20 protein-coding genes and 1 pseudogene are annotated in these 23767 nt (G+C 64.7%); 8 read left to right on the forward strand and 13 right to left on the reverse strand.

Annotated elements, in window-relative coordinates; all coding sequences use genetic code 11:
- A pseudogene (locus tag AAE027_RS36005) lies at nt 1–222 on the reverse strand (hypothetical protein); the annotation flags it as partial.
- 21 nt (nt 223–243) lie between these two features.
- On the opposite strand from AAE027_RS36005, the gene AAE027_RS36010 reads away from it, so the two are divergent.
- The 4 genes from AAE027_RS36010 (at nt 244) to uraD (ending at nt 2856) form a co-directional block, all read left to right on the forward strand.
- Nucleotides 244–522, forward strand: coding sequence for a hypothetical protein (locus AAE027_RS36010; RefSeq protein WP_370989786.1), 279 nt, complete (start codon nt 244–246; stop codon nt 520–522).
- Nucleotides 523–611: 89 nt separating this feature from the next.
- Nucleotides 612–1025: a DUF3830 family protein gene (locus AAE027_RS36015; protein ID WP_014493672.1), complete on the forward strand. Its 414-nt coding sequence runs from the start codon at nt 612–614 to the stop codon at nt 1023–1025.
- Entirely contained in the window at nt 1026–1961 is a 936-nt protein-coding gene (gene puuE, locus AAE027_RS36020; RefSeq protein WP_370989780.1) for an allantoinase PuuE, read from the forward strand.
- Nucleotides 1962–1968: 7 nt separating this feature from the next.
- Nucleotides 1969–2856, forward strand: coding sequence for a 2-oxo-4-hydroxy-4-carboxy-5-ureidoimidazoline decarboxylase (gene uraD, locus AAE027_RS36025; protein ID WP_370989779.1), 888 nt, complete (start codon nt 1969–1971; stop codon nt 2854–2856).
- Between the two features lie 200 nt (nt 2857–3056).
- Here uraD and AAE027_RS36030 read toward each other — a convergent pair whose 3' ends face one another.
- The gene (locus AAE027_RS36030; RefSeq protein ID WP_370989778.1) at nt 3057–5783 is read right to left on the reverse strand and encodes a molybdopterin-dependent oxidoreductase; all 2727 of its coding nucleotides are present in this window, start codon (nt 5781–5783) and stop codon (nt 3057–3059) included.
- A complete protein-coding gene (locus tag AAE027_RS36035) occupies nt 5780–6607 on the reverse strand; it encodes an FAD binding domain-containing protein (RefSeq protein ID WP_370989777.1) in 828 nt (275 codons plus the stop codon). Before AAE027_RS36035 ends, AAE027_RS36030 begins: the two co-directional genes overlap by 4 nt.
- Nucleotides 6608–6760: 153 nt before the next feature.
- Between AAE027_RS36035 and AAE027_RS36040 the strand changes: the two genes are divergently transcribed.
- Nucleotides 6761–8110 (forward strand): 8-oxoguanine deaminase, encoded by a 1350-nt coding sequence (locus AAE027_RS36040; protein WP_370989776.1) that lies wholly within the window; start codon nt 6761–6763, stop codon nt 8108–8110.
- Between the two features lie 94 nt (nt 8111–8204).
- Here the strand turns inward: AAE027_RS36040 and AAE027_RS36045 are convergent, their stop codons facing one another.
- The 4 genes from AAE027_RS36045 to AAE027_RS36060 form a co-directional block, all read right to left on the reverse strand.
- Nucleotides 8205–9281 (reverse strand): BMP family ABC transporter substrate-binding protein, encoded by a 1077-nt coding sequence (locus AAE027_RS36045; RefSeq protein WP_370989785.1) that lies wholly within the window; start codon nt 9279–9281, stop codon nt 8205–8207.
- Between the two features lie 79 nt (nt 9282–9360).
- Nucleotides 9361–10278, reverse strand: a complete 918-nt coding sequence (locus AAE027_RS36050; RefSeq protein ID WP_370989775.1) for an ABC transporter permease — start codon at nt 10276–10278, stop codon at nt 9361–9363.
- A complete protein-coding gene (locus tag AAE027_RS36055; RefSeq protein WP_370989774.1) occupies nt 10265–11356 on the reverse strand; it encodes an ABC transporter permease in 1092 nt (363 codons plus the stop codon). The genes AAE027_RS36050 and AAE027_RS36055 overlap by 14 nt, the downstream gene beginning before the upstream one ends.
- The gene (locus AAE027_RS36060) at nt 11340–12911 is read right to left on the reverse strand and encodes an ABC transporter ATP-binding protein (protein ID WP_370989773.1); all 1572 of its coding nucleotides are present in this window, start codon (nt 12909–12911) and stop codon (nt 11340–11342) included. Before AAE027_RS36060 ends, AAE027_RS36055 begins: the two co-directional genes overlap by 17 nt.
- Before the next feature lie 560 nt (nt 12912–13471).
- Between AAE027_RS36060 and AAE027_RS36065 the strand changes: the two genes are divergently transcribed.
- Nucleotides 13472–14575: a hypothetical protein gene (locus tag AAE027_RS36065; protein WP_370989772.1), complete on the forward strand. Its 1104-nt coding sequence runs from the start codon at nt 13472–13474 to the stop codon at nt 14573–14575.
- Nucleotides 14576–14652: 77 nt separating this feature from the next.
- On the opposite strand, the gene AAE027_RS36070 is transcribed toward AAE027_RS36065, so the two are convergent.
- The 6 genes from AAE027_RS36070 to AAE027_RS36095 are packed head-to-tail and all read right to left on the reverse strand — an operon-like array spanning nt 14653 to nt 20525.
- Entirely contained in the window at nt 14653–15138 is a 486-nt protein-coding gene (locus AAE027_RS36070) for a nucleoside deaminase (RefSeq protein ID WP_370989771.1), read from the reverse strand.
- Nucleotides 15139–15151: 13 nt separating this feature from the next.
- Nucleotides 15152–16684: an ABC transporter ATP-binding protein gene (locus AAE027_RS36075; RefSeq protein WP_370989770.1), complete on the reverse strand. Its 1533-nt coding sequence runs from the start codon at nt 16682–16684 to the stop codon at nt 15152–15154.
- The gene (gene biuH, locus AAE027_RS36080) at nt 16681–17364 is read right to left on the reverse strand and encodes a biuret amidohydrolase (protein ID WP_370989769.1); all 684 of its coding nucleotides are present in this window, start codon (nt 17362–17364) and stop codon (nt 16681–16683) included. The genes AAE027_RS36075 and biuH overlap by 4 nt, the downstream gene beginning before the upstream one ends.
- An 11-nt stretch (nt 17365–17375) precedes the next feature.
- A complete protein-coding gene (locus tag AAE027_RS36085) occupies nt 17376–18302 on the reverse strand; it encodes an ABC transporter permease (protein WP_091897131.1) in 927 nt (308 codons plus the stop codon).
- Nucleotide 18303: 1 nt separating this feature from the next.
- Nucleotides 18304–19416 (reverse strand): ABC transporter permease, encoded by a 1113-nt coding sequence (locus tag AAE027_RS36090; RefSeq protein WP_370989768.1) that lies wholly within the window; start codon nt 19414–19416, stop codon nt 18304–18306.
- Nucleotides 19413–20525 (reverse strand): BMP family ABC transporter substrate-binding protein, encoded by a 1113-nt coding sequence (locus AAE027_RS36095; RefSeq protein WP_128938953.1) that lies wholly within the window; start codon nt 20523–20525, stop codon nt 19413–19415. Before AAE027_RS36095 ends, AAE027_RS36090 begins: the two co-directional genes overlap by 4 nt.
- A 410-nt stretch (nt 20526–20935) precedes the next feature.
- Here AAE027_RS36095 and AAE027_RS36100 point away from each other — a divergent pair, with 410 nt between their 5' ends.
- Nucleotides 20936–22219 (forward strand): allantoate amidohydrolase, encoded by a 1284-nt coding sequence (locus AAE027_RS36100; RefSeq protein ID WP_370989767.1) that lies wholly within the window; start codon nt 20936–20938, stop codon nt 22217–22219.
- Between the two features lie 73 nt (nt 22220–22292).
- Nucleotides 22293–23666, forward strand: coding sequence for a hypothetical protein (locus AAE027_RS36105; RefSeq protein ID WP_370989766.1), 1374 nt, complete (start codon nt 22293–22295; stop codon nt 23664–23666).
- Nucleotides 23667–23767 lie beyond the last annotated feature (101 nt).

Genomic DNA, 23767 nt, shown 5'->3' on the forward strand with positions numbered 1-23767 from the left:
GTCATTGCGAGGAGCCCTTGCGACGAAGCAATCCAGAATCTTGCCGCGGAGGGATTCTGGATTGCTTCGCTGCGCTCGCAATGACGGCGTCGAAGCAGTTGCGTTCCCCGAATTCGTCTTGGCCCCCGCCCAGAGTGTTAGGCGCATGTCGGCTAAATATTCGGCAATCGTGCCCGCGGCGCCGATGGACTTGACCGCTGCAATCCGGTTCAATGGGGCCAATTGAGTTTCCAGGCGACAATGATGTCGAGATATCTGCTGGTCCTGCTGCTGATCGCCTCACCGGCGGCGGCGCAAGTGAAGATGACGCCGAAGACCACGGCGGCGCATCCCGACCCCTGTGCCCCGATCGGGCGTACCGCGGACGGCAAGCTGGTCTACTCCATGAAATGCGAGACCCTGCTGGCGCCGCCCCCGCCGCCGCAGGCGGAACTGAAGGAGATGCCTCCGACGGCGACCGCGGAGCCGGAGCCGGAGGTCCGGCGGAGCGGCATTTTCGGCTGGTCCTACGACCGCAGGTGAGGGCCGCGCCCCTTGCGCGAAGCCCGATGGAATGCTCTTTGCCGAGGAATCCACCGTGGGGCCCATCGCCCCCGACCCAGAGAGATGAGATGAGCAAACTCGTTATCCGCGCCGGCGATTTCACCTTCGATGCCCGCTTCGAGGAGCAGCTGGCGCCCAAGACTGTCGCCGCGTTCCGCAAGGCGCTGCCGTTCGAAAGCCACATCATCCATGTGCGCTGGAGCGGCGAGGGGGTGTGGATGCCGCTCGGCGACCTCGATTTCGGCGTCGGCTACGAGAACCACACAAGCTATCCCGCGCCCGGCCAGATCATCCTCTATCCCGGCGGCATCAGCGAGACCGAGATCCTGCTCGCCTATGGCGGCGTGCACTTCGCGAGCAAGATGGGCCAGCTCGCCGGCAACCATTTCATCACGCTGACCTCGGGCCTGGAGAATCTGGCAACGCTGGGCAAGAGCGTGCTGTGGAAGGGCGCCCTGCCGATCCGCTTCGAGGAAGTCTGAGTGACTGAGACCCGCTACCCGCGCGATCTCCGCGGCTACGGCCGCAACCCGCCGCATCCGCAATGGCCCGGCAATGCGCGGGTCGCGGTGCAGTTCGTCGTCAATTTCGAGGAAGGCGGCGAGAACAACATTCTGCACGGCGACCGCGCCTCGGAAGCCTTCCTGTCCGACGTGCTCGGCGCGCAGCCGTGGCCGGGCCAGCGCCACGCCAATATCGAATCGATGTTCGAATATGGCTCCCGCGCCGGCTTCTGGCGGCTATGGCGGATGTTCGGCGAACGCAACTGGCCGACCACCGTGTTCGGTGTCGCGACCGCGCTGAAGCGCAATCCGGAAATCGTAGCTGCGATGAAGGAGGCGGGCTGGGACATTGCCAGCCACAGCCTGAAGTGGATCGAGCACAAGGACATGACCGAGGCGCAGGAGCGCGCCGAGATCGCGGAAGCGATCCGCGTCCATACCGCGGCGACCGGATCGCGGCCGCTCGGCTGGTACACCGGACGCTCCTCGATCAACACCAACCGCCTCCTGATGGAGGAGGGCGGCTTCCTCTATCTCTGCGATTCCTATGCGGACGATCTGCCCTATTGGGTGAAGGGCGCGAACGGCAAGCAGCTCATCATTCCCTATACGTTGGACGCCAACGACATGCGCTTCATCAACCCGCAGGGGTTTGCCGAAGGCGAGCAGTTCTTCACCTATCTGAAGGATGCCTTCGACGTGCTCTATGCCGAAGGGCAGACCGCGCCGAAGATGATGTCGGTCGGCTTGCACTGCCGCCTCGCCGGCCGGCCCGGCCGCGCTGCGGGGCTGATGCGCTTCCTGGATTACATCGGCAAGCAGGAGCGCGTCTGGGTGCCGACGCGATTGCAGATCGCGCAGCACTGGCACGACAAGCACGCGCACCTTGCGGCCGATGCATTCGAGATCGGGTGAGTGAGCGATGTCGCAGATCTCGCTGGCCGATCTCAACGCTGCAAGCAAAACCGATTTCGTCGCGGCGCTCGCCAACGTCGTCGAATATTCACCGTGGATCGCCGAGCAGCTCGCCGGGAAACGGCCGTTCAACGGCATCAACCAGTTGCATGCTGCGCTGATGGCGGCGATCCAGAGCGCCGAACCGGACGTGCAGTTGGCATTGATCCGGGCGCATCCCGATCTCGCCAACAAGACCCAGCGCGCCGCCGGCCTCACGGCAGAATCGACCGACGAGCAGAACAGCGCCGGCCTCGACCGGCTGTCGGACGCCGAATACGCCGCGTTCGAGCGCGTCAACACCGCCTATCGCGACAAATTCGGCTTCCCCTACATCGTCTGCGTGCGTCGTCACACCAGGGATTCCATCCTGCGTGACTTCGAGACGCGGCTGCTCAACATCGTCAAGACCGAGATAAGGCGCGCGATCGAGGAGATCGGCCGCATCTCCGCGCTGCGGCTCGATCAGCTCGTCATGGCCGAGGACAAGCTGAAGGTGCACGGCCGGCTGTCGACGCATGTGCTCGACAATCACACGGGCAAGCCTGCGCGGGGCATCCCGGTTGAGCTGGTCGAGCTCGCGCGCCTCGGCGAGAGCCGCGTCATTGCCCGCACTGTCACCAACGCGGACGGCCGCACGGATCAGCCACTGATCGGCGGTCGCCCGATGCCGATCGGCCGCTACGAGCTCAGGTTCAGCGTTGCCAGATATTACGCCGAGCGTAACGTGCCGTTATCCGACCCGCCGTTCCTCGACGAGATCCCGCTACGTTTCGCCATCAGCGAGCCGGAGGGACACTATCACGTGCCGCTCCTGGTCACTCCATGGAGCTATTCGACCTATCGCGGCAGTTAGAGCATGTAGGTTCGGCGGGCTGTCCGTGGTTCACCTCTCCCCAAAGGGGAGAGGTCGGATTGCTGTGGCGCGCAATTGCGCGCCTGAGCAATCCGGGTGAGGGGCTGCGGCGCTCAGTGAGACCTAAACCCTCACCCGGACCGCATCTTCGATGCGCTCCGACCTCTCCCTACGGGAGAGGTGAACCGAACCATCCCGCTCTAGCCACCGAACTTGTCGAGCAGCGCCGGAAACAGCCGGTCCGGCTTGAAAGGCGGCGCGGTGAAGCGGACGCCGGTGGCATCGGCAATGGCGTTGCCGAGCGCGGCGGCGACCGGATTGTACGGACTCTCGCTCATCGACTTCGCGCCCAGCGGTCCGATCGTGTCGGACGTCTCGGCGAAGAACACCTCGGTGCGGGGCACGTCGGCGAAGGAGGGCAGGTGGTAGTCGCGGAACTTCGGGTTGGTGACCCGGCCGTCTGCGTCGATCACCATCTCCTCGTAGAGCGCGGCGCCGAGTGCCTGCGCGACGCCGCCCTCGACCTGTCCGCGGCATTGCATGGGATTGGCGACGACGCCGGCGTCCGCCGCCTGCACGCTCCTGAGAATCCTGAGCTCGCCGGTGCCCTTGTTCACGGCGACGCGAAAGCCCTGTACGTTGAAGCCGACCGAGCGCGGCGTGCCGGTGGAATTGCCGGTGCCTGCGAATGGCTGTCCGCGGTCGCGTGCGAGCCTTGCCAGCTCCACAAAGGACATGCGGCGCACGCCGCTGACGACGGCGTCAGCTTCGAGCGTGCAGATCGCGGCATCGCACAGCCAAGCGTCCGCGGCCGCCGCCTTCAGCTCGGTCGCAAGCTGGAGCGCCGCCGCATGAGTCGCCTTGCCCGCGACGAACATGCCCGCGCTGCCATAGGCGCCGGTATCGTGGCCGCCATGGGCGGTGTCGGACTGGCGCAGTTGGATCCTGTCGACGGTGGTCGCAAGCGTCGTCGCCGCGATCTGCCGGTGCACCGTGCTGGTGCCGTTGCCGAACTCGGCGGTGCCGACGGTAAGGTCGAAACCGCCGTCATCGCGCAGCACGATCATGGCGTCGGCGAGGTGGCCCGCCGGCGGCGCCGTGTCGATCATGGTCAGCGCGATGCCGTCGCCGATCAGCCATTCCGGCGGCAGCTCGGGCTGCGGGCCATCGGCCTGCATCGCGCGCTCGACAAGGTCGAGGCACTGGTCGAGCCCGTAGGAGCCATAGTCGACGTCGTGAAATTCGGACGGTGGCGGCGACAGCATGGGATCGCCTGGCCTGACGATGTTGCGCCGGCGCATCTCGTAGGGGCTGATGCCGAGCTGCTTGGCCAGCTCGTCGATCGCGGCCTCCACCGCGATCAGCGCCTGCGGCAGGCCATAGCCGCGAAACGCCCCCGCCGGCACGGTGTTGGTGTAGACGGCGGCGCCGTCGACCCGCTTGTTCGGGCAATTATAGACGCTGATGGACTCAGCCAGCGCGTGGAACATCACGGGCCCGGCGTGATTGCCGTAGGCGCCGGTGTTGGAGAGCACGTCGAGCTGGAGCGCGGTGAGCTTGCCGTCGGCATCGGCGCCGGCCTTGATGTGGACCCGCATCGGGTGGCGCGTCGAGGTCGCGATGAACTGCTCCTCGCGGGTCAGCTCCAGCCTCACCGGCCGCCCCGTCTTGAGCGCGGCAAGCACCAGAATGTCCTCGACGAACATCTCCTGCTTGCCGCCAAAGCCGCCGCCGACGCGCTCGCAGAACACGCGGACCTTGTCCATAGGAAGCTTGAAGATATCCGACAGCGCGCGCCGGGTCAGGAACGGCACCTGCGTCGAGGTGCGGACATTGAGCACGCCGGCGTTATCGAGCCAGGCGAGGCCGCCATGGGTCTCCAATGCGGCATGCTGCACACGGTGACTGTGGAAGGTGCCCTCGTAGGTGACGGCAGAGGTGGCGAGCGCAGCCGCGACGTCGCCGAATTCGCCATGCGTCTCCGCGACGAGGTTGCGCTGAGCATCAGTGACCCGGTTCGCGATGGTGCGATCAGGATGAATGACGGGCGCGCCCGGGGCCATCGCCTGCTCCGGATCGATCAGCGCAGGCAATATCTCGTAGTCGACCCTGAGCCGCCGGCACGCCTCCTCGGCGGCGGCTTCGCTCTCGGCGACGACGGCGGCAACCTTCTGGCCGATGAAGCGGACGACGTTATCGAGAATGCGGGTGTCCTCAGGATCCATCCACTCCTTCTCATGCCGCGCGGTCGACATCAGGACCGGCGGCGCATCCTCATGCGTCAGCACGGCGTGCACGCCGGCGACGCGAAGGGCTTCCGACGTGTCGATCGCCACGATCCTGGCGTGCGCGTGCGGGGAACGGAGCAGCTTGATGTGCAGCAGTCCGTCGATGGCGGTATCGAAGGTGTAGCGCGCCTTGCCGCGCACGATGTCGGGACCCGCGGGGGCCGGAAGGCTACGGCCAAATGCGGCGCCAGCCTCGACACTCGCCTCGACATTGGTGTTGCCGAGGATCGCGTCCTCGATCGAACGATAACCGGTGCAGCGGCAGATATTGCCCTTCAAGGCCGTGCCGAGATCGGTGCGCTGCGCCTGGTTCAGCGAGGCGCAGGTCAGGATCATGCCGGCGGTGCAGAAGCCGCATTGAAAGCCTTGCGCATCGAGGAAGGCCTGCTGCATCGGATGGGCGCCGTGGTCCCCACCGAGACCTTCGATCGTGGTGACGCTGCGCCCCTCGGCGCGGAACGCCGGGATCAGGCAGCTATGGACCGGCTCGCCATCCAACAGCACGGTGCAGGCGCCGCAATCACCGGCATCGCAACCCTTCTTCACGCCGAAATGGCCGAGCTCGCGCAGAAACGTACGCAGGCACTGGCCGGCGCGCGGCTCTTGCGAAAACGCCTTGCCGTTGATCTCGAAGCTCATGACGGCACTCCGCCCAGGAGCTCGCCGCGGATCTCCTCGGCGAGCCGCAGCGTCATGTGCTTGCGCCAGAGCGGCTTGCCATGGATGTCGGTATGGTACAGGTCGTCCGTGATCTGCTGCACGATCACATCGCGAAGCGCACTCGCGTGGAGGGCCTTGCGAAAGGTCAGCTGGATCGGCCGCACCGTCGACGCAGTAACCGTTAGTGTCAGCGTGCCATCCGGATCGAGACTACCGATCAGAAGCGCCGCAGAGCGGCCGACGGACGCCAGCGAGATCTGGCGAAAGGCGGTGCGGCGCCTTAATGCGGCAATCGGGATATCGATCTGCCGGATCAGGTCGCCTGGCGTCAGGCGGTTGCGCTGGTTGCCGGTGACGAAGTCGGCGACGGAGATCCTCTGTTCACCACCGCCGGCCTTCCAGATGATGCAGACGCCGTCGAGCGCCGAGGTGAGCGAGATCATCGGTCCCGCCGGCAGCGACATGCAGAGATTGCCGCCGACCGTTGCCGTCTTCCAGATCTTGAACGAAGCAAGGAAGGCCCGACAGCACTGGCCGATCAGCGGCGCGGCGAGCCAGTCGGACGGGCAGGCGAGACCATCGAGCTCCGCGATGGTGCAGGTGGCGGCGATGCTGAGATGGCTCGCGGTGATCGTCAGCGCCGGCCATTTCAGGTCGGTGAGATCGATCAGCCGCCTCAGATGCGTTTGCGGCTCCGAGAACAGCCAAGTGCCGCCCGCGAGCCAAGCATCACCTGCCGTCCAGGCAGGGAGCTGCGCGCGTGTTTGCGGATGGGCGACTGCTGTGATGGTATTCAAATCCATGGCTGCGCCAACGCTTCCGCCGGGTGAATCGGACAAGAGAAAGTCTTGCAAGACCGGAGCCAAGTCGCAACAACAAGTCGCAGCCAAGAACGCGATCGGACCGGCCTCCGCCTTGCAGGCCTGCCGTCAGCGGAGGTGAGGAGAAGCAGGATCATGACTGACGCAAGTCCGATCTGGATCAGGGATCCCCTGGCCATCCTCGCCGACGGGGCCGAGCGCGGGATCGTGGTGAAGGATAGCCGGATCGTCGAGCTGGTGCCTGCCGGCGGGATGCCCGCGACTGCAAATATCGCGGTGTTCGATGCAGGCGACCACGTCGTGCTGCCTGGCCTGATCAACACGCACCATCACTTCTACCAGACACTGACGCGGGCCCTGCCGGCGGCGATGGATCGCGAGCTGTTTCCCTGGCTCCAGGCGCTCTATCCGGTGTGGGCGAAGCTGACGCCGGAGGCGCTGGAACTCGGCGTCACCGTGGCGATGTCCGAGCTGCTGCTGTCAGGTTGCACCACGACGACCGATCATCACTACGTCTTCCCGGCAGGACTCGAGGACGCCGTGGATATCGAAGTGGCGGTGGCGCAGCGGCTCGGTGTGCGCGTGCTGCTGACGCGCGGCTCGATGAACCTGTCGCAGCGCGACGGCGGCCTGCCGCCTGATAGCGTCGTGCAGGACGAGGACACCATCCTCGCCGACAGCGCGCGCGTGGTCGCCAAGCATCACCAGCGTAGCGCGGATGCGATGGTGCAGATTGCGCTCGCGCCGTGCTCGCCCTTCTCCGTGACGACCTCGCTGATGCGCGCCACCGCCGAACTCGCCGAAAAGCTCGACGTGCGCCTGCACACCCATCTCGCCGAGACCGAGGATGAGAACAAATTCTGTGAGCAGATGTATGGCTGCCGCCCGCTCGATTATCTCGAACAATGCGGCTGGCTCAATGCGCGGACCTGGCTCGCTCACGGAATCTTCTTCAACGCGGACGAGATCAAGCGGCTCGGCAAGGCCAGGACGACCATCAGCCATTGCGCGTGCAGCAACCAGCTGCTGGCCTCCGGCTGCTGTCCCGTCTGCGAGATGGAGGAGGCCGGGGTCGGCATCGGTATCGGCGTCGACGGCTCGGCCTCCAACGACGGCTCGAACCTGATGCAGGAAGTGCGTGCCGCCTTCCTGCTGCAACGAGCCCGCTACGGCGTGACGAAGGTCAGCCACAAAGACGCTCTGCGCTGGGTCACCAGAGGATCGGCCGCGTGCGTCGGTCGACCCGAGCTCGGCGAGATCGCCGTCGGCAAGGCCGCCGATCTCGCGTTGTTCAAGCTGGACGAGCTGCGCTTCTCAGGCCACGGCGATCCCCTGGCCGCCCTCGTGCTGTGCGGGGCGTATCGGGCCGACCGGGTGATGGTGGCGGGAAAATGGGCCGTGGTCGACGGCGCGATCCCGGGCCTCGATGTGGCGGACCTCATCCGCCGCCACAGTTCGGCGGCGCGGAGCATGCAGCTGGGATAAAAGAGGGGGCAGCCACAAGTGCCGGGTGCTTCTGGCCACCCCCTCCGAACCTCCTCCGGGAGGAGCAGGTGATCTGGTCAAAGCAAGAAGCGTGCTACTTGCCCGGAAGCTTGTCGTCGATGCCCTTCACGTAGAAATTCATGCCGAGGATCTGGCCGTCATCGAGGTGATCGCCCCCCTTGCACTCGACCGGCTTGCCGTCCTGCCCAACGATCGGGCATTTGAACGGATGCAGCTTGCCTGCTGTGATCGCGGCCTGGGCATCCTCGGCCATTTTCTTCACGTCGTCAGGCATGTTGGTATAGGGCGCCATCGCGAACATGTGGCTGTCGAGGCCGCCCCAGGTGTCCTCGGACTTCCAGGTGCCGGCGAGCTCGGCCTTGACGCGCTCGATGTAGTAGGGGCCCCAGGTGTCAAGGATCGAGGTCAGCTGGGTCTTGGGACCGAACTTGATCATCTCGGAGTCCTGGCCGAAGGCGAGCTTACCGCGTTCGCTGGCGATCTGCATCGCGGCTGGCGAATCCGTGTGCTGCATGATCACGTCGGCGCCCTGGTCGATCAGCGCCTTGGCGGCGTCGGCCTCCTTGCCCGGGTCGAACCAGGTGTTGGCCCAGATGATCTTGACCTTGATGTTGGGGTTGATGGTCTGCGCCGCCAACATCGTCGCGTTGATGCCGGAGACGACCTCGGGAATCGGGAACGAGCCGATATAGCCGAGCACGCCGGACTTCGACATCTTGGCCGCAATCAGGCCTTGAATGTAGCGGCCTTGATACCATTTGGCCGAATAGGTCGACATGTTCGAGTTGCGCTTGTAGCCGGTGGCGTGTTCGAAATGCACGTTCGGATACTTCTTGGCGACCTTCAGCGTCGGATCCATGTAGCCGAAAGAGGTCGTGAAGATCAGCTTGTTGCCGGCGCGAACGAGCTGCTCGATGGAGCGTTCGGCGTCGGGACCTTCGGGCACGTTCTCGAGATAGGTGGTCTCGATCTTGTCGCCCAATTCCTTCAGCAGCGCCTGCCGCGCGAGATCGTGCTGATAGGTCCAGCCGAGGTCTCCGATCGGACCCAGATAGATGAAGCCGACCTTCAACTTGTCGGCGGCGGAGGCTGCACCGACGCTCCCGGCCAACAAAAGCCCGGCGGCCAGCGCAAGAAGTGATTTCCTCATCATCAATCTCCAAACATCAGGGGAAAGCCACGATCCGCAACGCGCGCGCCCCATCGCGCACGCTGCGGAAATGAAAAACTCAGCGGTCAGGCACGAACACGCTGCCGAGCGCGGCCGGCGCGGTCGAGCCGCCAGTGCGCGCGCGGGAGAGCAGGACCAGGACGATGACGGTAGCAAGGTACGGCAGCGCCGACATGAACTGCGAGGGGATGCCGACGCCCCAGCCCTGCGCATGCAGTTGCAGGATCGTCACCGCGCCGAAGAGGTAAGCGCCGACGACGAGCCGGCCCGGCCGCCAGGACGAGAACACGACCAGCGCCAGCGCGATCCAGCCGCGGCCAGCGGTCATGCCGGGAATGAAGAACGGTGTATAGGCGAGCGGCAGATAAGCGCCCGCAAGTCCCGCGCAGGCGCCGCCGAACATCACGGCGAAGGTGCGGATGCGCAGCACGGGATAGCCGAGTGCATGCGCGGAGACATGATTGTCGCCGCAGGCGCGCAGGATCAATCCCGCGCGCGAGCGGTACAGGAACCACCAGACGCCAACGATGAGCGCGACCGAAAAATAGACGAAGGCGTCCTCGCCGAACAGCACCCGGCCGATCAGGGGGACATCCGTGAGGCCGGGAATGGTGAGGTGCACTGCCGGCGTGATGCGCTCGCCGACGAAGCCGGCGCCGATCAGCCCGGAGAGCCCGATGCCGAGGATGGTCAGCGCGAGACCCGTTGCGACTTGGTTGACGGCGAGCCCGAGCGTCATCAGCGCGAAGATGAGCGACATCAACGCGCCCGCCACAATGCCGAACAGCGCTCCAATGAAGATCGAGCCGGTCAACCAGGCGCCGGCAAAGCCGCAGGCCGCGCCAACGATCATCATACCCTCGACGCCGAGATTGAGCACGCCGGAACGCTCGGTCACGAGCTCGCCGGTCGCCGCGATCAGCAGCGGCGTCGACGCGGCGAGCACCGCCAGGATGATGGCCTCAACCAGCTCCACGGGTCACCTGTCGGTTCGCGAAGATCAGCTTGAAGCGGTAGAGGATGAGGGAATCGCAGGCGAGCACGTAGAACAACAAAATGCCCTGGAAGACCTTGGTGACGTCCAACGGGATCTTCATTGCGATCTGTGCCTGCTCGCCGCCGATAAAGGTCAATGCGAGGAAAAGGCCTGCAATTAATATTCCAAGCGGGTTCAGCCGGCCGAGAAAGGCGACGATGATCGCAGTGAAACCGTAGCCGGGCGAGATGCCGGGCTGGAGATGCCCGACGGGTCCTGCGACCTCGATGATGCCGGCGAGGCCTGCCAGCGCACCGGAGACCGCGAAGGTCAGGATGATCAGCTGGTCGGCATTGAAGCCGCCGAACCGCGCGGCACGCGGCGCGGCTCCAACCACGCGGATCTCAAAGCCCTTGATGGTGCGTGCGAGCAGGATCGCGGCTGCAGCGACGACGAGCAGGGAGATGATCGAGCCGAGATGCAGCCGGCCGCCCTCGATCAGCAGCGGCACCGTTGCCACCGGATCGAACTCGGCCGTGGTCGGGAAGTTGAAGCCGTGCGGATCGCGCCAGGGGCCGCGCACCAGATAGTCGAGGAAAAGGTCGGCGACATAGACCAGCATCAGGCTGGTCAGGATCTCGCTGGCGCCGAACTTCACCTTGCAGATCGCGGGGATCAGCGCATAGAGCGCGCCTGCGGCCGCGGCGAGCACGAGCATGGCCGGCAGCACCCAGGCGCCGGCATCGGTGCCCTGCGTCTTCACCGCAATCCAGCTTCCGGCGACGGCGCCGATCAGGAATTGTCCCTCGGCGCCGATGTTCCAGGCATTGGCGAGATAGCAGAGCGACAGCCCGATCGCGATCATTACCAGCGGCGTGGCCTTCACCGCGATCTCCTGAAGCGAATAGCCGTCGGTGAGGGGCGCGATGAAATAGGCATGCAAAGCGAGCAGCGGATTCTTGCCGAGGATCGCGAACAGGATGACCATGGTCACGATCGTGAGGCCGATCGCGATCAGTGGCGAGATCAGCGCGATCGTATTGGAGCGTTCGGCGCGCTTCTCAAGCACCAACTGCATGCGTGGCCTCCTTCGGCTCCAGGCTGCTGCCGCCCATCAGAAGACCGAGCTTTTCGCGGCTCGCCTCGCTGGCGGCGAGCGGAGCCGACAGCCGGCCGTGAAACATCACGGCGATCCGGTCGGCGATCTCCGTGAGTTCGTCGAGATCCTGGCTGGTCACGAGCACGGCGGCGCCCGCGGTTGCGAGATCAAGCAGCGCCTGGCGGATCACGGCGGCAGCGCCGGCATCGACGCCCCAAGTCGGCTGGCTCACCACCAGCACCGCCGGATTGCGCAGGATCTCGCGTCCGACGATGAATTTCTGCAGATTGCCGCCGGAGAGGGATGCTGCTTCCGGATCGCGTCTGGCCTTGCGGACGTCAAACGTTTCGGTCGCGCGGTCGACCGTCTTCAGCGTTGCCGCGGTGTCGATGAAGCCGTGATGGACCATACCGCTGGCGGCATGTCCAGTGAGCAGCGCATTCTCCGACAGCTTCATTCGCGGTGCGGTGCCGTGGCCGAGCCGCTCCTCGGGCACGAAGGCGGCGCCGAGCTTGCGCCGCTGCGTGATCGAGAGGTGGCCGGCGGCGATGCCTTCGATCACGACGGTGCCGGGGTCCTTCGACAGGCGCTCGCCGGAGAGTGCGGCGAACAGCTCGTCCTGGCCGTTGCCGGCGACGCCGGCGATGCCCAAGATCTCGCCGCCCTTCAGCTCGAACGAAATGTGCTCGAGACGTACGCCATGCGCTTCGCTTGGAGCGAGCGAGAGATCGTTGACGACGAGCCGCGGCACGGTCGTCTTACGGCCGGATGCGGCCTTCACTTGCTTGATCTCAGCCCCGACCATCATGCGCGCGAGCGAGGCGGCGGTCTCGCGCCGGGGATTGCAGGTTTCGACCTTCCTGCCGCCGCGCAGGATCGTTGCGGTGTCGCAGAGCCGCTTCACTTCCTCTAACTTGTGGCTGATGTAGAGGACGGCGCGACCTTCGGCCTTGAGCCGCTCCAGCACGATGAAAAGCTGGTCGGCTTCCTGAGGCGTCAGCACTGCGGTGGGCTCGTCCAGGATCAGGAATTTCGGATCCTGCATCAGCGCGCGGACGATCTCGATACGTTGGCGCTCGCCGACCGACAATTGCCAGACCTCGCGTCGGGGATCGAGCGGCAGTCCGTAGGTCTTCGAGACCCGCTCCAGCCGCGCCGACATGTCCTTGAAGGATTCCTTCCCGTCGAGACCGAGCGCGACGTTCTCGGCGACGGTGAGATTGTCGAACAGCGAGAAATGCTGGAACACCATGCCGATGCCGCGCCTGCGCGCGTCCGAGGGACCGGACAGCACTAGTCGTTCGCCCTGCCAGTGAATCTCGCCGGCGCTGGGCTGGATCAATCCGTAGATCGCCTTGACCAGCGTCGACTTGCCGGCGCCGTTCTCGCCCAGCAACGCGTGGATTTCCTTCGGCCGGATCTCGATGTCGATGGCATCGTTGGCGAGGAAATCGCCATAGCGCTTGGTGAGCCCGATCGCCTGAAGCAGAGGGGGCTCGCCGGAATGCAGGCCGTTAGGCGTCTGATCTAACATTCGCTGATGCGCTGGCATGGATGAAGTGCCTCAATTGTGGGCTAGTTTGAGCCGTCGCGTAAGATGTGAAAAAGCGTCATCCCTTGCTCAACGCTGCGGCAGGTGCGGCGGTGCCGGTTGAGTCGTTCCACGCTTTTGAGTGCAAACACGGACAGCGGAAGCAATCGCGGTTTCGAGCCGCGCCTGTTGCAAATTTGTGACGGTTCAAACCAAATCGGAACCCTCTGTGCAGGCTTGACGCCATGTTGAGCAATCATGCGCCGGTCCGTCCATCGCTTGCAGCGCAGCGATCGCGACGCCTACTCCAACTCGGCGTCGCATCGGGGCGCGATCAGAAAATCCGAATAAAAACAATCGGGAATGTTCGGCAATAGCGATCACTTGCCTCCCGTGCTCGCCGCGTGCGGGCACTCTGCAATCTCCTCCATGGCTCGTCGCGTGCTGCCGAAACAAGCGGCACGCCGTGTGAAAAGTTGAGGCTTCTCACTCCGGAAGATCGGCGCAAGTGTCGCACCCAGGGGACGTTCATTTTTACGTGTCCAAACTTGGGGGTATTCAGGATGTCGTTTCGTTACACGGCAATGGCAGCAGCGGCGCTGTCACTTGCTACGCTGGCCACCGGTGGCCTGGCTCAAGCGGCGGATCTGCCGGTCAAGGCGGTCAAGAAGGCGCCGGACCTTCCGTTCTTCCTGGTCATCGATAACCGCGTCACGTTCTCGTACATCTTCAACGCCTCGCAGCCGGGCGCGTGGTCATTCCGGCCGGATGGATCGATCAACAGCAAGACCACCAAGCAGGTCTATTCGTTCACCCATTTCGACCTCTGGGCATACGGCACGAACTTCTTCACCATCTCCATGTTCAAGTCGGATCACAATGACCCGGCGGGACCCTGCACCAACGCGGGCACGATCTTCGGCGCGCCGGCATCCTGCGCCGGAGCGACCGAAATCTATGGCCTGTTCCGCTCGACCTTCGGCTGGAACGAGCTCTTCAACACCAAGGCTTTCACCGCGGGGCCGCTGCACAACATCTCGTTTGAAGTCGGCATGGATGCCAATACCGAGAACAGGTATTTCGGGGCTGCCAAGCGCGACGTCGTCGGCGGCCTGCAGTTTGCGTTCGACCTGCCCTACAAGGGCTACATCAACGTCGCGCCGCTGGCCTATTGGGAGTTCGCCAACCACAATTCCTTCAGCCAGTGCGGCCTGTTCGGTCCGGGCGTTCCCGGAGTGACGTGTCTCGCGGACGGCAACACGTCGTTCAAGCCAACCTGGGCTGTCGAAGTCAACTACTACATGGACCTCGGCTTCCTGCCGCCGAACATGCAGTATTTCTCGATCAGCGGCCGTGCCGGCTGGTACGGCAAGAAGGGCACCGACACCGAGCCGCTTCCCTACAGCCCGGCGAATGGCGTCTACAACACGGCGGTCGAGTTGAATTCGGAACCCATCCGTCTGACCTTCGATGCCTCGAAGGCGGCCTGGGGTGACAAGTACTCCCACTTCGTGGACGTCTGGGTGGCCTACCGCTACTGGCAGAACAAGTTCGGCCTCGATCACAACCTTGCCGTCGGCTGTACCACGGCCGTCGGTGGCCGGACGGTGAGCACCGGCTCCTGCACCGAGTCCTCGCTCTATTCCGGTATCACCGTGAAGTTCTAACCACCTGACCTTCTGCAGGTGAAAGACGATGGCGCCGCGTCAAACCTCCGCGGCGTCATCTCCTTTTGGATGTGCTGCTACTTCGTCCACGCGCCCTGGTGCAACGCTTCGGCCTCATCCTCCAGCAACGGCCCGACCACCTCGGTCGGCCTCTGCCCGCTGGCAAAGACCTCGCGGCAGGGCAGGTCGAGCGTCGGATTCTCCGGATGGTTGCCGGTAACTCCGCGCAGGCGGTGCTCGCTGAGACCATAGACCACGCGGCCGATGCCGGCCCAGTAGATCGCGCCGGCGCACATCGCGCAGGGCTCGGCGGAGGAATAGAGCGTCGCCTTCGCCAGCACCTCGCGACTGAGCGTGCGGCAGGCCTGCGTGGCCGCGAGGCGCTCGGCATGCGCGGTGCCGTCGTGATCCGGCATGTAGCCGTTCTCGGTCTCGATCAGCACGTTGCTATCCGCATCGACGACGATGCAGCCGAACGGGTGGTTGCCATGGGTGAGGGAGCGGCGGGCGATCGCGAAGGACAGACGCAGGAAGTACTCGTCCCGCTCGGATGTGCCGCCCATCGCTGTTCCCTGGTCAGTGTCCCGCCATGTGCCGGCCGACCACGGTGAGGTCGGCCTCGCTGGTCCGTGCTTCATACACGAATTCGCCGTGGAACATCACCACCAGTCGGTCGGAGAGTTCGAGCAATTCGTCGAGATCCTCGCTGACGAGCAGCACGGCGGCGCCGCGGTTGCGGGCGGCCATGATCTCGGCGTGGATCTGCGCCACCGCTGCGAAGTCGAGGCCGAAACAGGGATTGGCCGCGATCAGTACCTCGACGTCGCTGCCGAGCTCGCGGGCGAGCACGGCACGTTGCACATTGCCGCCGGACAGTGCCGAGATCGGCGTATCCGGCGTGCGGGTCTTGATCTTGTATTGCGCAATCTTCGTCCTGGCGTCGTCTCGAAAGGCGCCGCGATTGAGCCACCAGCCGCCACGGGCGAAGGGCGCACGGTCGAATTCGCGGAAGGCGATGTTGTCGGCGACGCTCATGCCGCCGACGCAGGCGTTCTTCAACGGCTCCTCGGGCAGGAGCGACATCTTGTGGCGCCGCATCTCCTCGCGGCTGGCGCGGTAGGGATCGCCGGCAACACGGATCTCGCCGCTTTCGGCCTCGCGCTGGCCGGCCAGCACCTCGACCAGCTGGCGCTGGCCGTTGCCGGAGACACCGGCGATGCCGACGATCTCGCCGGCCCGCACAGTGAGCGAAACGTCATGCACGGCGACTGCGCCGGCATCGTCGAGTGCACGGAGCTTTTGCAGCTCGAGCCTGGCTTGGCCAGCCTTACCGGTGCGCGGCGGCTGCACCGTCAACTCCTCGGCGCCGATCATGGTGCGAGCCATCGCGTCCGGCGTGAGCTCAGCCACCTTGCCATGACCCGCCAGCTTGCCGCGGCGCAGGATCGTGACGTCGTCGGCGAACGCCATGACCTCGCGGAACTTGTGCGTGATCATCAGGATCGTCAGCTCACCCCTAACGACCAGGCCGCGGAGCATGCCGAGCACCTCGTCGGCCTCCGCCGGCGTCAGCACCGAGGTCGGCTCGTCCAGGATCAGGAAGCGACGCTTCAGGTAGAGCTGCTTGAGGATCTCGCACTTTTGGCGTTCGCCGGCAGAGATGTCCGAGACTTTGGCGCCGAGCGGCACCTTGAAGGGCATGCGGCTCAGAAACGCCTCGAGCTCCTTCATCTCCTTCGGCCAGTTCACCACCGCCGGCACATCGTCGCGGGCCAGCACGAGGTTTTCCGCGACCGTCATCGCCGGGACCAGCGTAAAATGCTGGTAGACCATGCCGAGCCCGAGCGCGTGAGCGTCCTTCGGATTGCCGATCGCCTGCTCGCGCCCGCCGACGAGGATGTCGCCCTCGGTGGCGTGGTAATAGCCCATGATGCATTTGACGAGGGTCGATTTGCCGGCGCCGTTCTCGCCGAGCAGCGCGTGGAACGAGCCCGGCCGCACCTTCAGCTCGACATTGTCCAGCGCCAGGAAATCGCCGAAGCGCATGGTCATGGCGACGGCATCGACGCCGAAGGCGCCGGAGGGCGGTGGCGTTTCACCGATGATCACGAAATCGCTCCGATGAAGGCGTCCGACGTCGAGACCGCGCCGAACACGCCGCCCTGCATCTTGATCATCTTCAGCGCGTGGTCGTGGTTGCTCTTGTCGGTCGCGCCACAGCAATCGTGCAGCAGCACGCATTCGAAGCCGCGATCGTTGGCCTCGCGCATGGTGGTGTGAACGCAGACGTCGGTGGTGATGCCCGTGAGCACGATGTTCTCGATGCCGCGCACCCGCAGGATCAGCTCCAGGTCGGTGGCGCAGAACGAGCCCTTGCCCGGCTTGTCGATGATCGGTTCGCCCGGCAGCGGCGCCAGCTCCGGGATGATGTCCCAGCCGGGCTCGCCGCGCACCAGGATGCGGCCGCAGGGGCCGGGATCGCCGATGCCGGCGCCGATCTGGCGCGAGCGCCAGCGCTTGTTGGCGGGAAGATCGGAGAGATCGGGGCGGTGGCCTTCACGGGTATGGATGATATGGAAGCCTTGGCTGCGCATCATTGCGAGCAGCTTCCTGATCGGCTCGATCGGTGCCCGCGTCAGCGAGAGGTCGTAGCCCATCTTGTCGACATAGCCGCCGACGCCGCAGAAATCGGTCTGCATGTCTATAATGATGAGCGCGGTGTTTTCGGGACGGAGGTCGCCGTTATAGGGCCAGGCATAGGGCTCGGACTTGATGTGTCGCTCGGGCATGATCTTGCTCTCTAGCGTGTGATCGACAATTCGGCCGGGGCTCCGGTCAGTGTGCGTTTGGGCGAGCAGGTGATGATCATGATCGCCAGCGTCAGGATGTAGGGCGCGGCATTGAAAAGGTGATAGCCGGAGGTGACGCCGACCGATTGCAGCGCCGGCCCCAGCGCCGCGGCGCCGCCGAAGGCGAGCGAGGCCCAGAGGCAGAGCAGGGGATCCCAGCGCGCGAAGATCACGAGCGCCACCGCCGTGATGCCCTGGCCCGAGGACAATCCTTCATTCCAGCTGCCGGGATAGAACAGCGACAGGAACGAGCCGCCGATGCCGGCGAGGAAGCCGCCGACCATGGTGGCGCGCAGGCGGATCAGCAGCACCGAGTGGCCCATCGCGCGCGCGGCATCCGAGCTCTCGCCAGCGGTGCGGATGAGCAAGCCCCAGCGCGTGGTGCGGAAGGCCCAGTACAGGATTGGTGCGAGCGCGACGCCGATCAGGAAGAGCACGTTGACGCGCAGCGCGGCGCGGACCTGGGGGACGTCGCTCCACCAGCCGAAATCGATCGCGGGCAGGCGCGGCGCGGTGGGCTCGATCAGCGGCTTGCCGAGATAGAAGGCAAGGCCGGTACCGAACAGCATCAATGCAATGCCGACTGCGACGTCGTTGACGCGCGGCAGCGAACAGATGCCAGCGTGCAGCGCGCCCAGCAGCGCGCCGGTGATGCCGGCTGCGAGCACGCCCAGCCACGGAGAGCCCGAAAGGTACGAGACACCGTAGGCGCTCATCGCGCCCATCACCAGCGTGCCTTCGAGGCCGAGATTGATACGGCCGGAGCGCTCGGTGATGCATTCCCCCAGGCTCACGAACAGGAACGGCGTGGAGACACGAATGGCGCCGCCGAGCACAGCGAGCGGGACGGTCCAGAGTCCGATCGATCCGTCTGCCATCTCAGGATTTGCCCTTCAGGAATCCGATGCGGCCGTAGAGCGCATCGCTGGCCAGCACGAAGACGAAGATGATGCCCTGGAGCACCAGCACGGACGCGTCCGGAAGTCCGAGGCGCCGTTGCAGCAGGCCGCCGCTGGCGCTGATGCCGCCGAGCAGGATCGCTACGGGGATGATGGCGAGCGGATTTTGCCGCGCGAGGAAGGCGACGAGAATACCGGTGAAGCCGTAGCCTGCAGCAAGATTGGCATTGGTGCGTCCCTGTACGGCGGCGACCTCGACCATGCCGGCAAGGCCTGCGGCGCCGCCGGCGAGAAAGCAGATGGTCAGGATCAGCTTGTTGACGCCGAGGCCGACGATTTTCGCGGCGCGGATGTTGCCGCCGGCAACCCGCGCCGCGAAGCCGAACACAGTGTGATAGATCAGGATGTAGGCAGCAATGGCGGCGATCAGACCGAACACCAGGCCCCAATGCACGTCGGTGCCGGGAATGGTGCCGATCATGTTGGCGGTGCCGATCTCGCGCGTCGAGGGCTTGTTGAGGCTGGCGGGATCGCGCATCGCGCCTTCGACGAGATGGTTGAGGATTGCAAGCGCGATGTAGACGAGCAGCAGGCTCGATATGGTCTCGTTGACGCCGCGATACTGTCGCAAGCCGCCCGACAGCATGATCCACACGCCTCCGCCGGTCACGCCGGCGATGACCATGACAATTTGCACGGCGAGCGGCGGCATGCCTTGAAGCGCCAATGCGGCGCTGGTTGCCGAGAGTGCGCCGATCAGGAGCGCGCCTTCGCCGCCGATGATGACCATGCCGAGTTGCGCGGGCAACGCGGTGCAGAGTGCGGTGAGGATCAGCGGCGCCGCGCGCGTCAGGGTGTTCTGCCAGGAGAACCAGGTGCCGAACGCGCCGTAGTACATGTAGAAATAAAGGTCGAGCGGATTCTTGCCGAACATCGCGACGAAGATGCCGAACACCACGAGCGCGCCGACGAGCGCCGCGCCCGGGATAAGAATGTATTCAATCGTTGCGCCATGGCGCTGGAGAAAGCCGGGATCGGCGGCCGGGGCAATCGTCCCGGCCGCATCAGTGGAATCCACAGCTTCCGTCGTCACGAAGTCGCTCCGATCACGCCTTCGACGAGGTAGTCCATCTTCTCCAGCTCGGGATCCTTCTGGCCGCGATCGGTGCCGGCCGCGATCACCGTCTTGCCCTTGTTGTCGACCAGCCCGCCCTTGAAGATGGCGTAGCCGTCAGCCGAGAGGAATTTGGCCTTGACGTCGTCGGCATGCTTGCGGGCTTCTGCGGAAACCGCTTCGCCATAGGGCGATGTCTTGACGATCTCTTCCTTGAGGCCGCCGCGATAGAAGTTCGGGATGCTCTCGCCGGCGGCGATCATCTTCACGAACTTCGGATAGAGCGCTTCCCAATTCCACTCCGCGCCGGTGAGATACGCCTTCGGCGCGAGCGGCGACTGGTTGGTGTGATAGCCGCAGACGAAGGCGCCGCGGCGCGCCGCGTTCTCGACCATGGTCTTGGGGCCGTCGACATGGCAGGTGAGCACGTCAACGCCCTGGTCGATCAAGCTGTTGGTGGCTTCGGCTTCCTTGACCGGCATCGACCAGTCACCGGTGAAGATGACTTGCGTCGTCGCCTTCGGATTGGCTAGCCTGGCCCCGAGCGTGAAAGCGTTGATGTTGCGCAGCACCTGCGGGATGGGCTTGGCCGCAACGAAGCCAAGCTTGCCGCTCTTGGAGGTGTAGCCGGCGACGATGCCGGAGATGTATTGAGCTTCGTCGATATAGCCGAAATAGCTGCCGGCGTTCTTCGGGTCCTTGTCGCTCCACAGGCCGCCGCAATGCTCGAAGCGCAGCTTCGGGTACTTGTTGGCCATCTTGACCATGTGCGGATTGTAGTAGCCGAACGATGTCGGGAAGAGCAGGCTGGCGCCGTCGAGATTGATCATGGATTCGATCGTCTTCTCGACCGCGTCGGTCTCCGGCACCTTCTCTTCCTCGACGACCTTGAGGCCGGGAATCTTCTTCAGTGCCGCTGCGCCCTGCGCATGCGCCTGGTTGTAGCCGTAGTCGTCACGCGAGCCGACATAGATGAAGCCGATGGTCGTCTCGGCTGCGAAGGCCGGGCGGACGCCAGCCGCGGCGCCGAGGGTCAGGGCCGCGCTGCCTTGCAACAAATGCCGTCGTGAAATCCTGCCAAAATCCATTGCTTGCTCCCCTTGGCGGATGCCCCGCCTCAATCTCGCGGCTACCGCCGGTCTGGCGGAGCTTGGAACAAGTGTCGCAAGCTTCGTGCCACAGGCTGCGGATCGTTCATTTGAGTGTAAGCTATTGAAAATAATGGAGCTTGAGCGCTGCCCGAATCCTGGTCAGGGGATCGACAGATTAATTTATGGGCAGTAACTCCCCAATTGTATGCAATGGAGTTAAGCAGCCTTAACCGGTTCGTGCGGGTGCATGAGGGGAGCGGGACGGTCGGCCGGCCACTCGCATTCATGCTAACCACGTGCGGATTGGGACGGCGCCGGATGCGTGATTTTCGCTGGCACCGAACTTGTATCGATCGTCATCAGAACCGCCGCTGCTGCGGTCCGCGAGAGATGGAAAGCCCGCCGAGATGGTTGCTGGGAACGCCGTTCAGACGACATCGCTCGGCGAAGAGATCGGGCGCCGCATCAACGAGCTCGGCGCGATTTCGGAAGAGGTTGGCAAGCTCACCCGCATCTATCTCAGCAAGGAGCTGCGCGAGGCTGCGGACCTCATCCTGGGTTGGATGCGCGAGGCCGGCATGAGCGCGCATCTCGATGCGATCGGCAATGTCTGTGGCCGCTACGAAGGCGAGCGGCCGGGTGCGCCCTGCCTGATGCTCGGCTCGCACTACGACACGGTGCGCGATGCCGGCAAGTGGGACGGGCCGCTCGGCGTGATCACCGCGATCGCCTGCGTCGCAGACCTCAACCGCCGCGGCAAGCGCCTGCCGTTCGCGATCGAGGTCGTCGGCTTTGCCGATGAAGAGGGGGTACGTTTCGCCTCGACGCTCCTCGGCAGCCGCGCGGTGGCCGGCACATTCGAGGAGAGCGTCCTGAACACGCGCGACCGTGACGGCTTGTCGATGCGCGATGCGCTCATCACGTTCGGCCTCGACCCCGATCATATCGGCGCGGCTGCGCGGGCGCGAGGCGAACTGCTTGCCTATCTCGAGCTGCACATCGAGCAGGGGCCGGTGCTGGAAGCGCAGAACCTGCCCGTCGGCGTCGTCACCGCGATCGCAGGGGCCACGCGCCTTGCCGCGCGGCTGACCGGCATGGCCGGTCACGCCGGCACGGTGCCGATGGCGCTTCGGCGCGACGCACTTGCCGGCGCCGCCGAATGCATCGGCGCGATCGAGCAGTTTTGCCGGACCGACGAGGGCGGGCTGGTCGGCACCGTCGGATACATCCAGGCAAGGCCCGGCGCGACCAACGTCATCCCGGGCGAGGTGTCCTTCACCATCGACATGCGCGCACCGACCGACATGCATCGCAAGCGTGCAGTCGCCGACATCGTCCGCCAGATCGAGGCGATTGCCAAGCGCCGGCAATTGGTGCTTCAGCTCGATGTCACGCACGAGAACCGCACTGCACCTTGTGCGCCCTGGCTCAAGGAGCAGATCGCCAAGGCGATCGGAGCGGAAGGTTTTTCCGTATTCGAGCTGCCGAGCGGGGCAGGGCACGACGGTATGGCGATGATCGACATTGCCGATGTCGGCATGATCTTCGTCCGCTGCCGCGGCGGGATCAGCCATCATCCTGACGAGCATGTCGAGCTCGCCGATGCCGACACCGGCGCGCGGGTGCTGCTGCGGGTGATCGAGAATTTCAGGCCGCGGGACGGTCAGTTGAGCCCGCAAGTCACCGGATAGAGACACGAATCAGACACGCCTAAAATAGTGACGGCCTTCCGCCGGGACCACGAGGCACAATTCGACGAGACATATGAACAGCAACATTTCTTTTCCGCGCCATCGTGAAAGCCGGTTCTATCAGGGCGTGACCGCAACCTTTGTCGCCAACGCGCTTCAGGCGATGAATTTTCTCGGCGATCGATTCCTGAGGCAATCGCATCATCCGTTCACTGCCATTGCGGACCTTTACCGGCACTCGATGGACAGCGCCTTTTCGGTGACCGAGGCATTCCTCGTCACGGGGGCGCCGCACGCTTCCGCGTACTATCCGCGCGACTTCGCCTGGTTCTATCCCGACGTTCTCGATCCTGAAACCATCATGGATTCGCAGGACGCGGTGCGACGGGCCCGTCTGCTCGAAAAGAGCGTGCGTCTGTTGCTGGAGGCGGTTCGCGCTGGCGTCGTCACCACGACCATCGTGCCGGCGGGACGCGGTCGGTATCTCGGAGTGAACTATTTCTCGCGGCCCTCGGATACGCTGCTCGGTATCCTTGCCGGTCTCCAGCAGATGATGTCCGCCGAAGACAGGGCGTCGTCCTTTCTGGCAATGTCACAATGCGCGCATGCCGGCCGCCTGCTGCTGGCCGACTATGGAGCCGACCTGAAGCGGGCGATCCTCCAGCTCGCAAGCGAGCTGGAGCCGTTCGAGGCTGACGGCACCAGATATTTGCTGTGCGATGCCCGCGCCCCGCGCTCTGCGGCAACGGACACGCGTGCGGAACGCCGGCGGTTCGTGACCAATGCCTGCATCTACACGACGTTCGTGTGGGGCGTGCAACTCGGAATCGTCGACGAGAACGAGCTGAAACGGCTGCTCGGGCGCGACCTCGCGCAGCACAAGAGAGACCTGCTCCGGCTGTTCGGCAAGGACGGCTATATCAGACATTCCCTGGACGGCCCGGCGGCTACGCCAGCGTCCTCCGTTGCGCTGGATTTCGTCAGCGTGCATCGCGGCTTCTGGGACCTGAACCAGGAAAGCGAGCGCGCGCTGTTCGCGGCCACGGCGGATTTGATCATTGCGGAGCCGCGCTTCCGCATCCCCAGCACGTTCCACTTCCTGGTGTCGGCGGATAATCCGCGGACCAAGATGATCCACAAGATCGCGGCTCCCGCCTACCAGGGACGTTCATCCTGGCCGACATTCAACGTCGAGTTTGCGGATCGCATGTTGGACTTCGACGAATTCTCGGGGAGCGGCACCTACCGGGCCTGCGCCCAGGGAATATTGGATGCCATTCGGGCTGCAACCGAGGTCCACGGCGGCTATCAGGAACTGATCTCGGAGCAGGGCCTGAAATATCGCACCTGGGCTTATAAGGGCGCCGTGGCTCATTCCTGGTTTCCCCGCTTCCTCTCTGTCTGGAGGAGGGCATATGGAACGCCGCTCCTCCGGTGGGATGACTGATCCAACGTCGGTTAACCAGTTGGCGAGGGCCTCCCGCGCGCACTTTTGCTGCCACGGTCATCTAGTTCCGATTTCGGCGAGAACTAATGTTCGGGCGAGGG

Origin of the sequence: Bradyrhizobium sp. DN3 (assembly GCF_041357655.1) — a bacterium.
Taxonomy (GTDB): Bacteria; Pseudomonadota; Alphaproteobacteria; order Rhizobiales; family Xanthobacteraceae; genus Bradyrhizobium.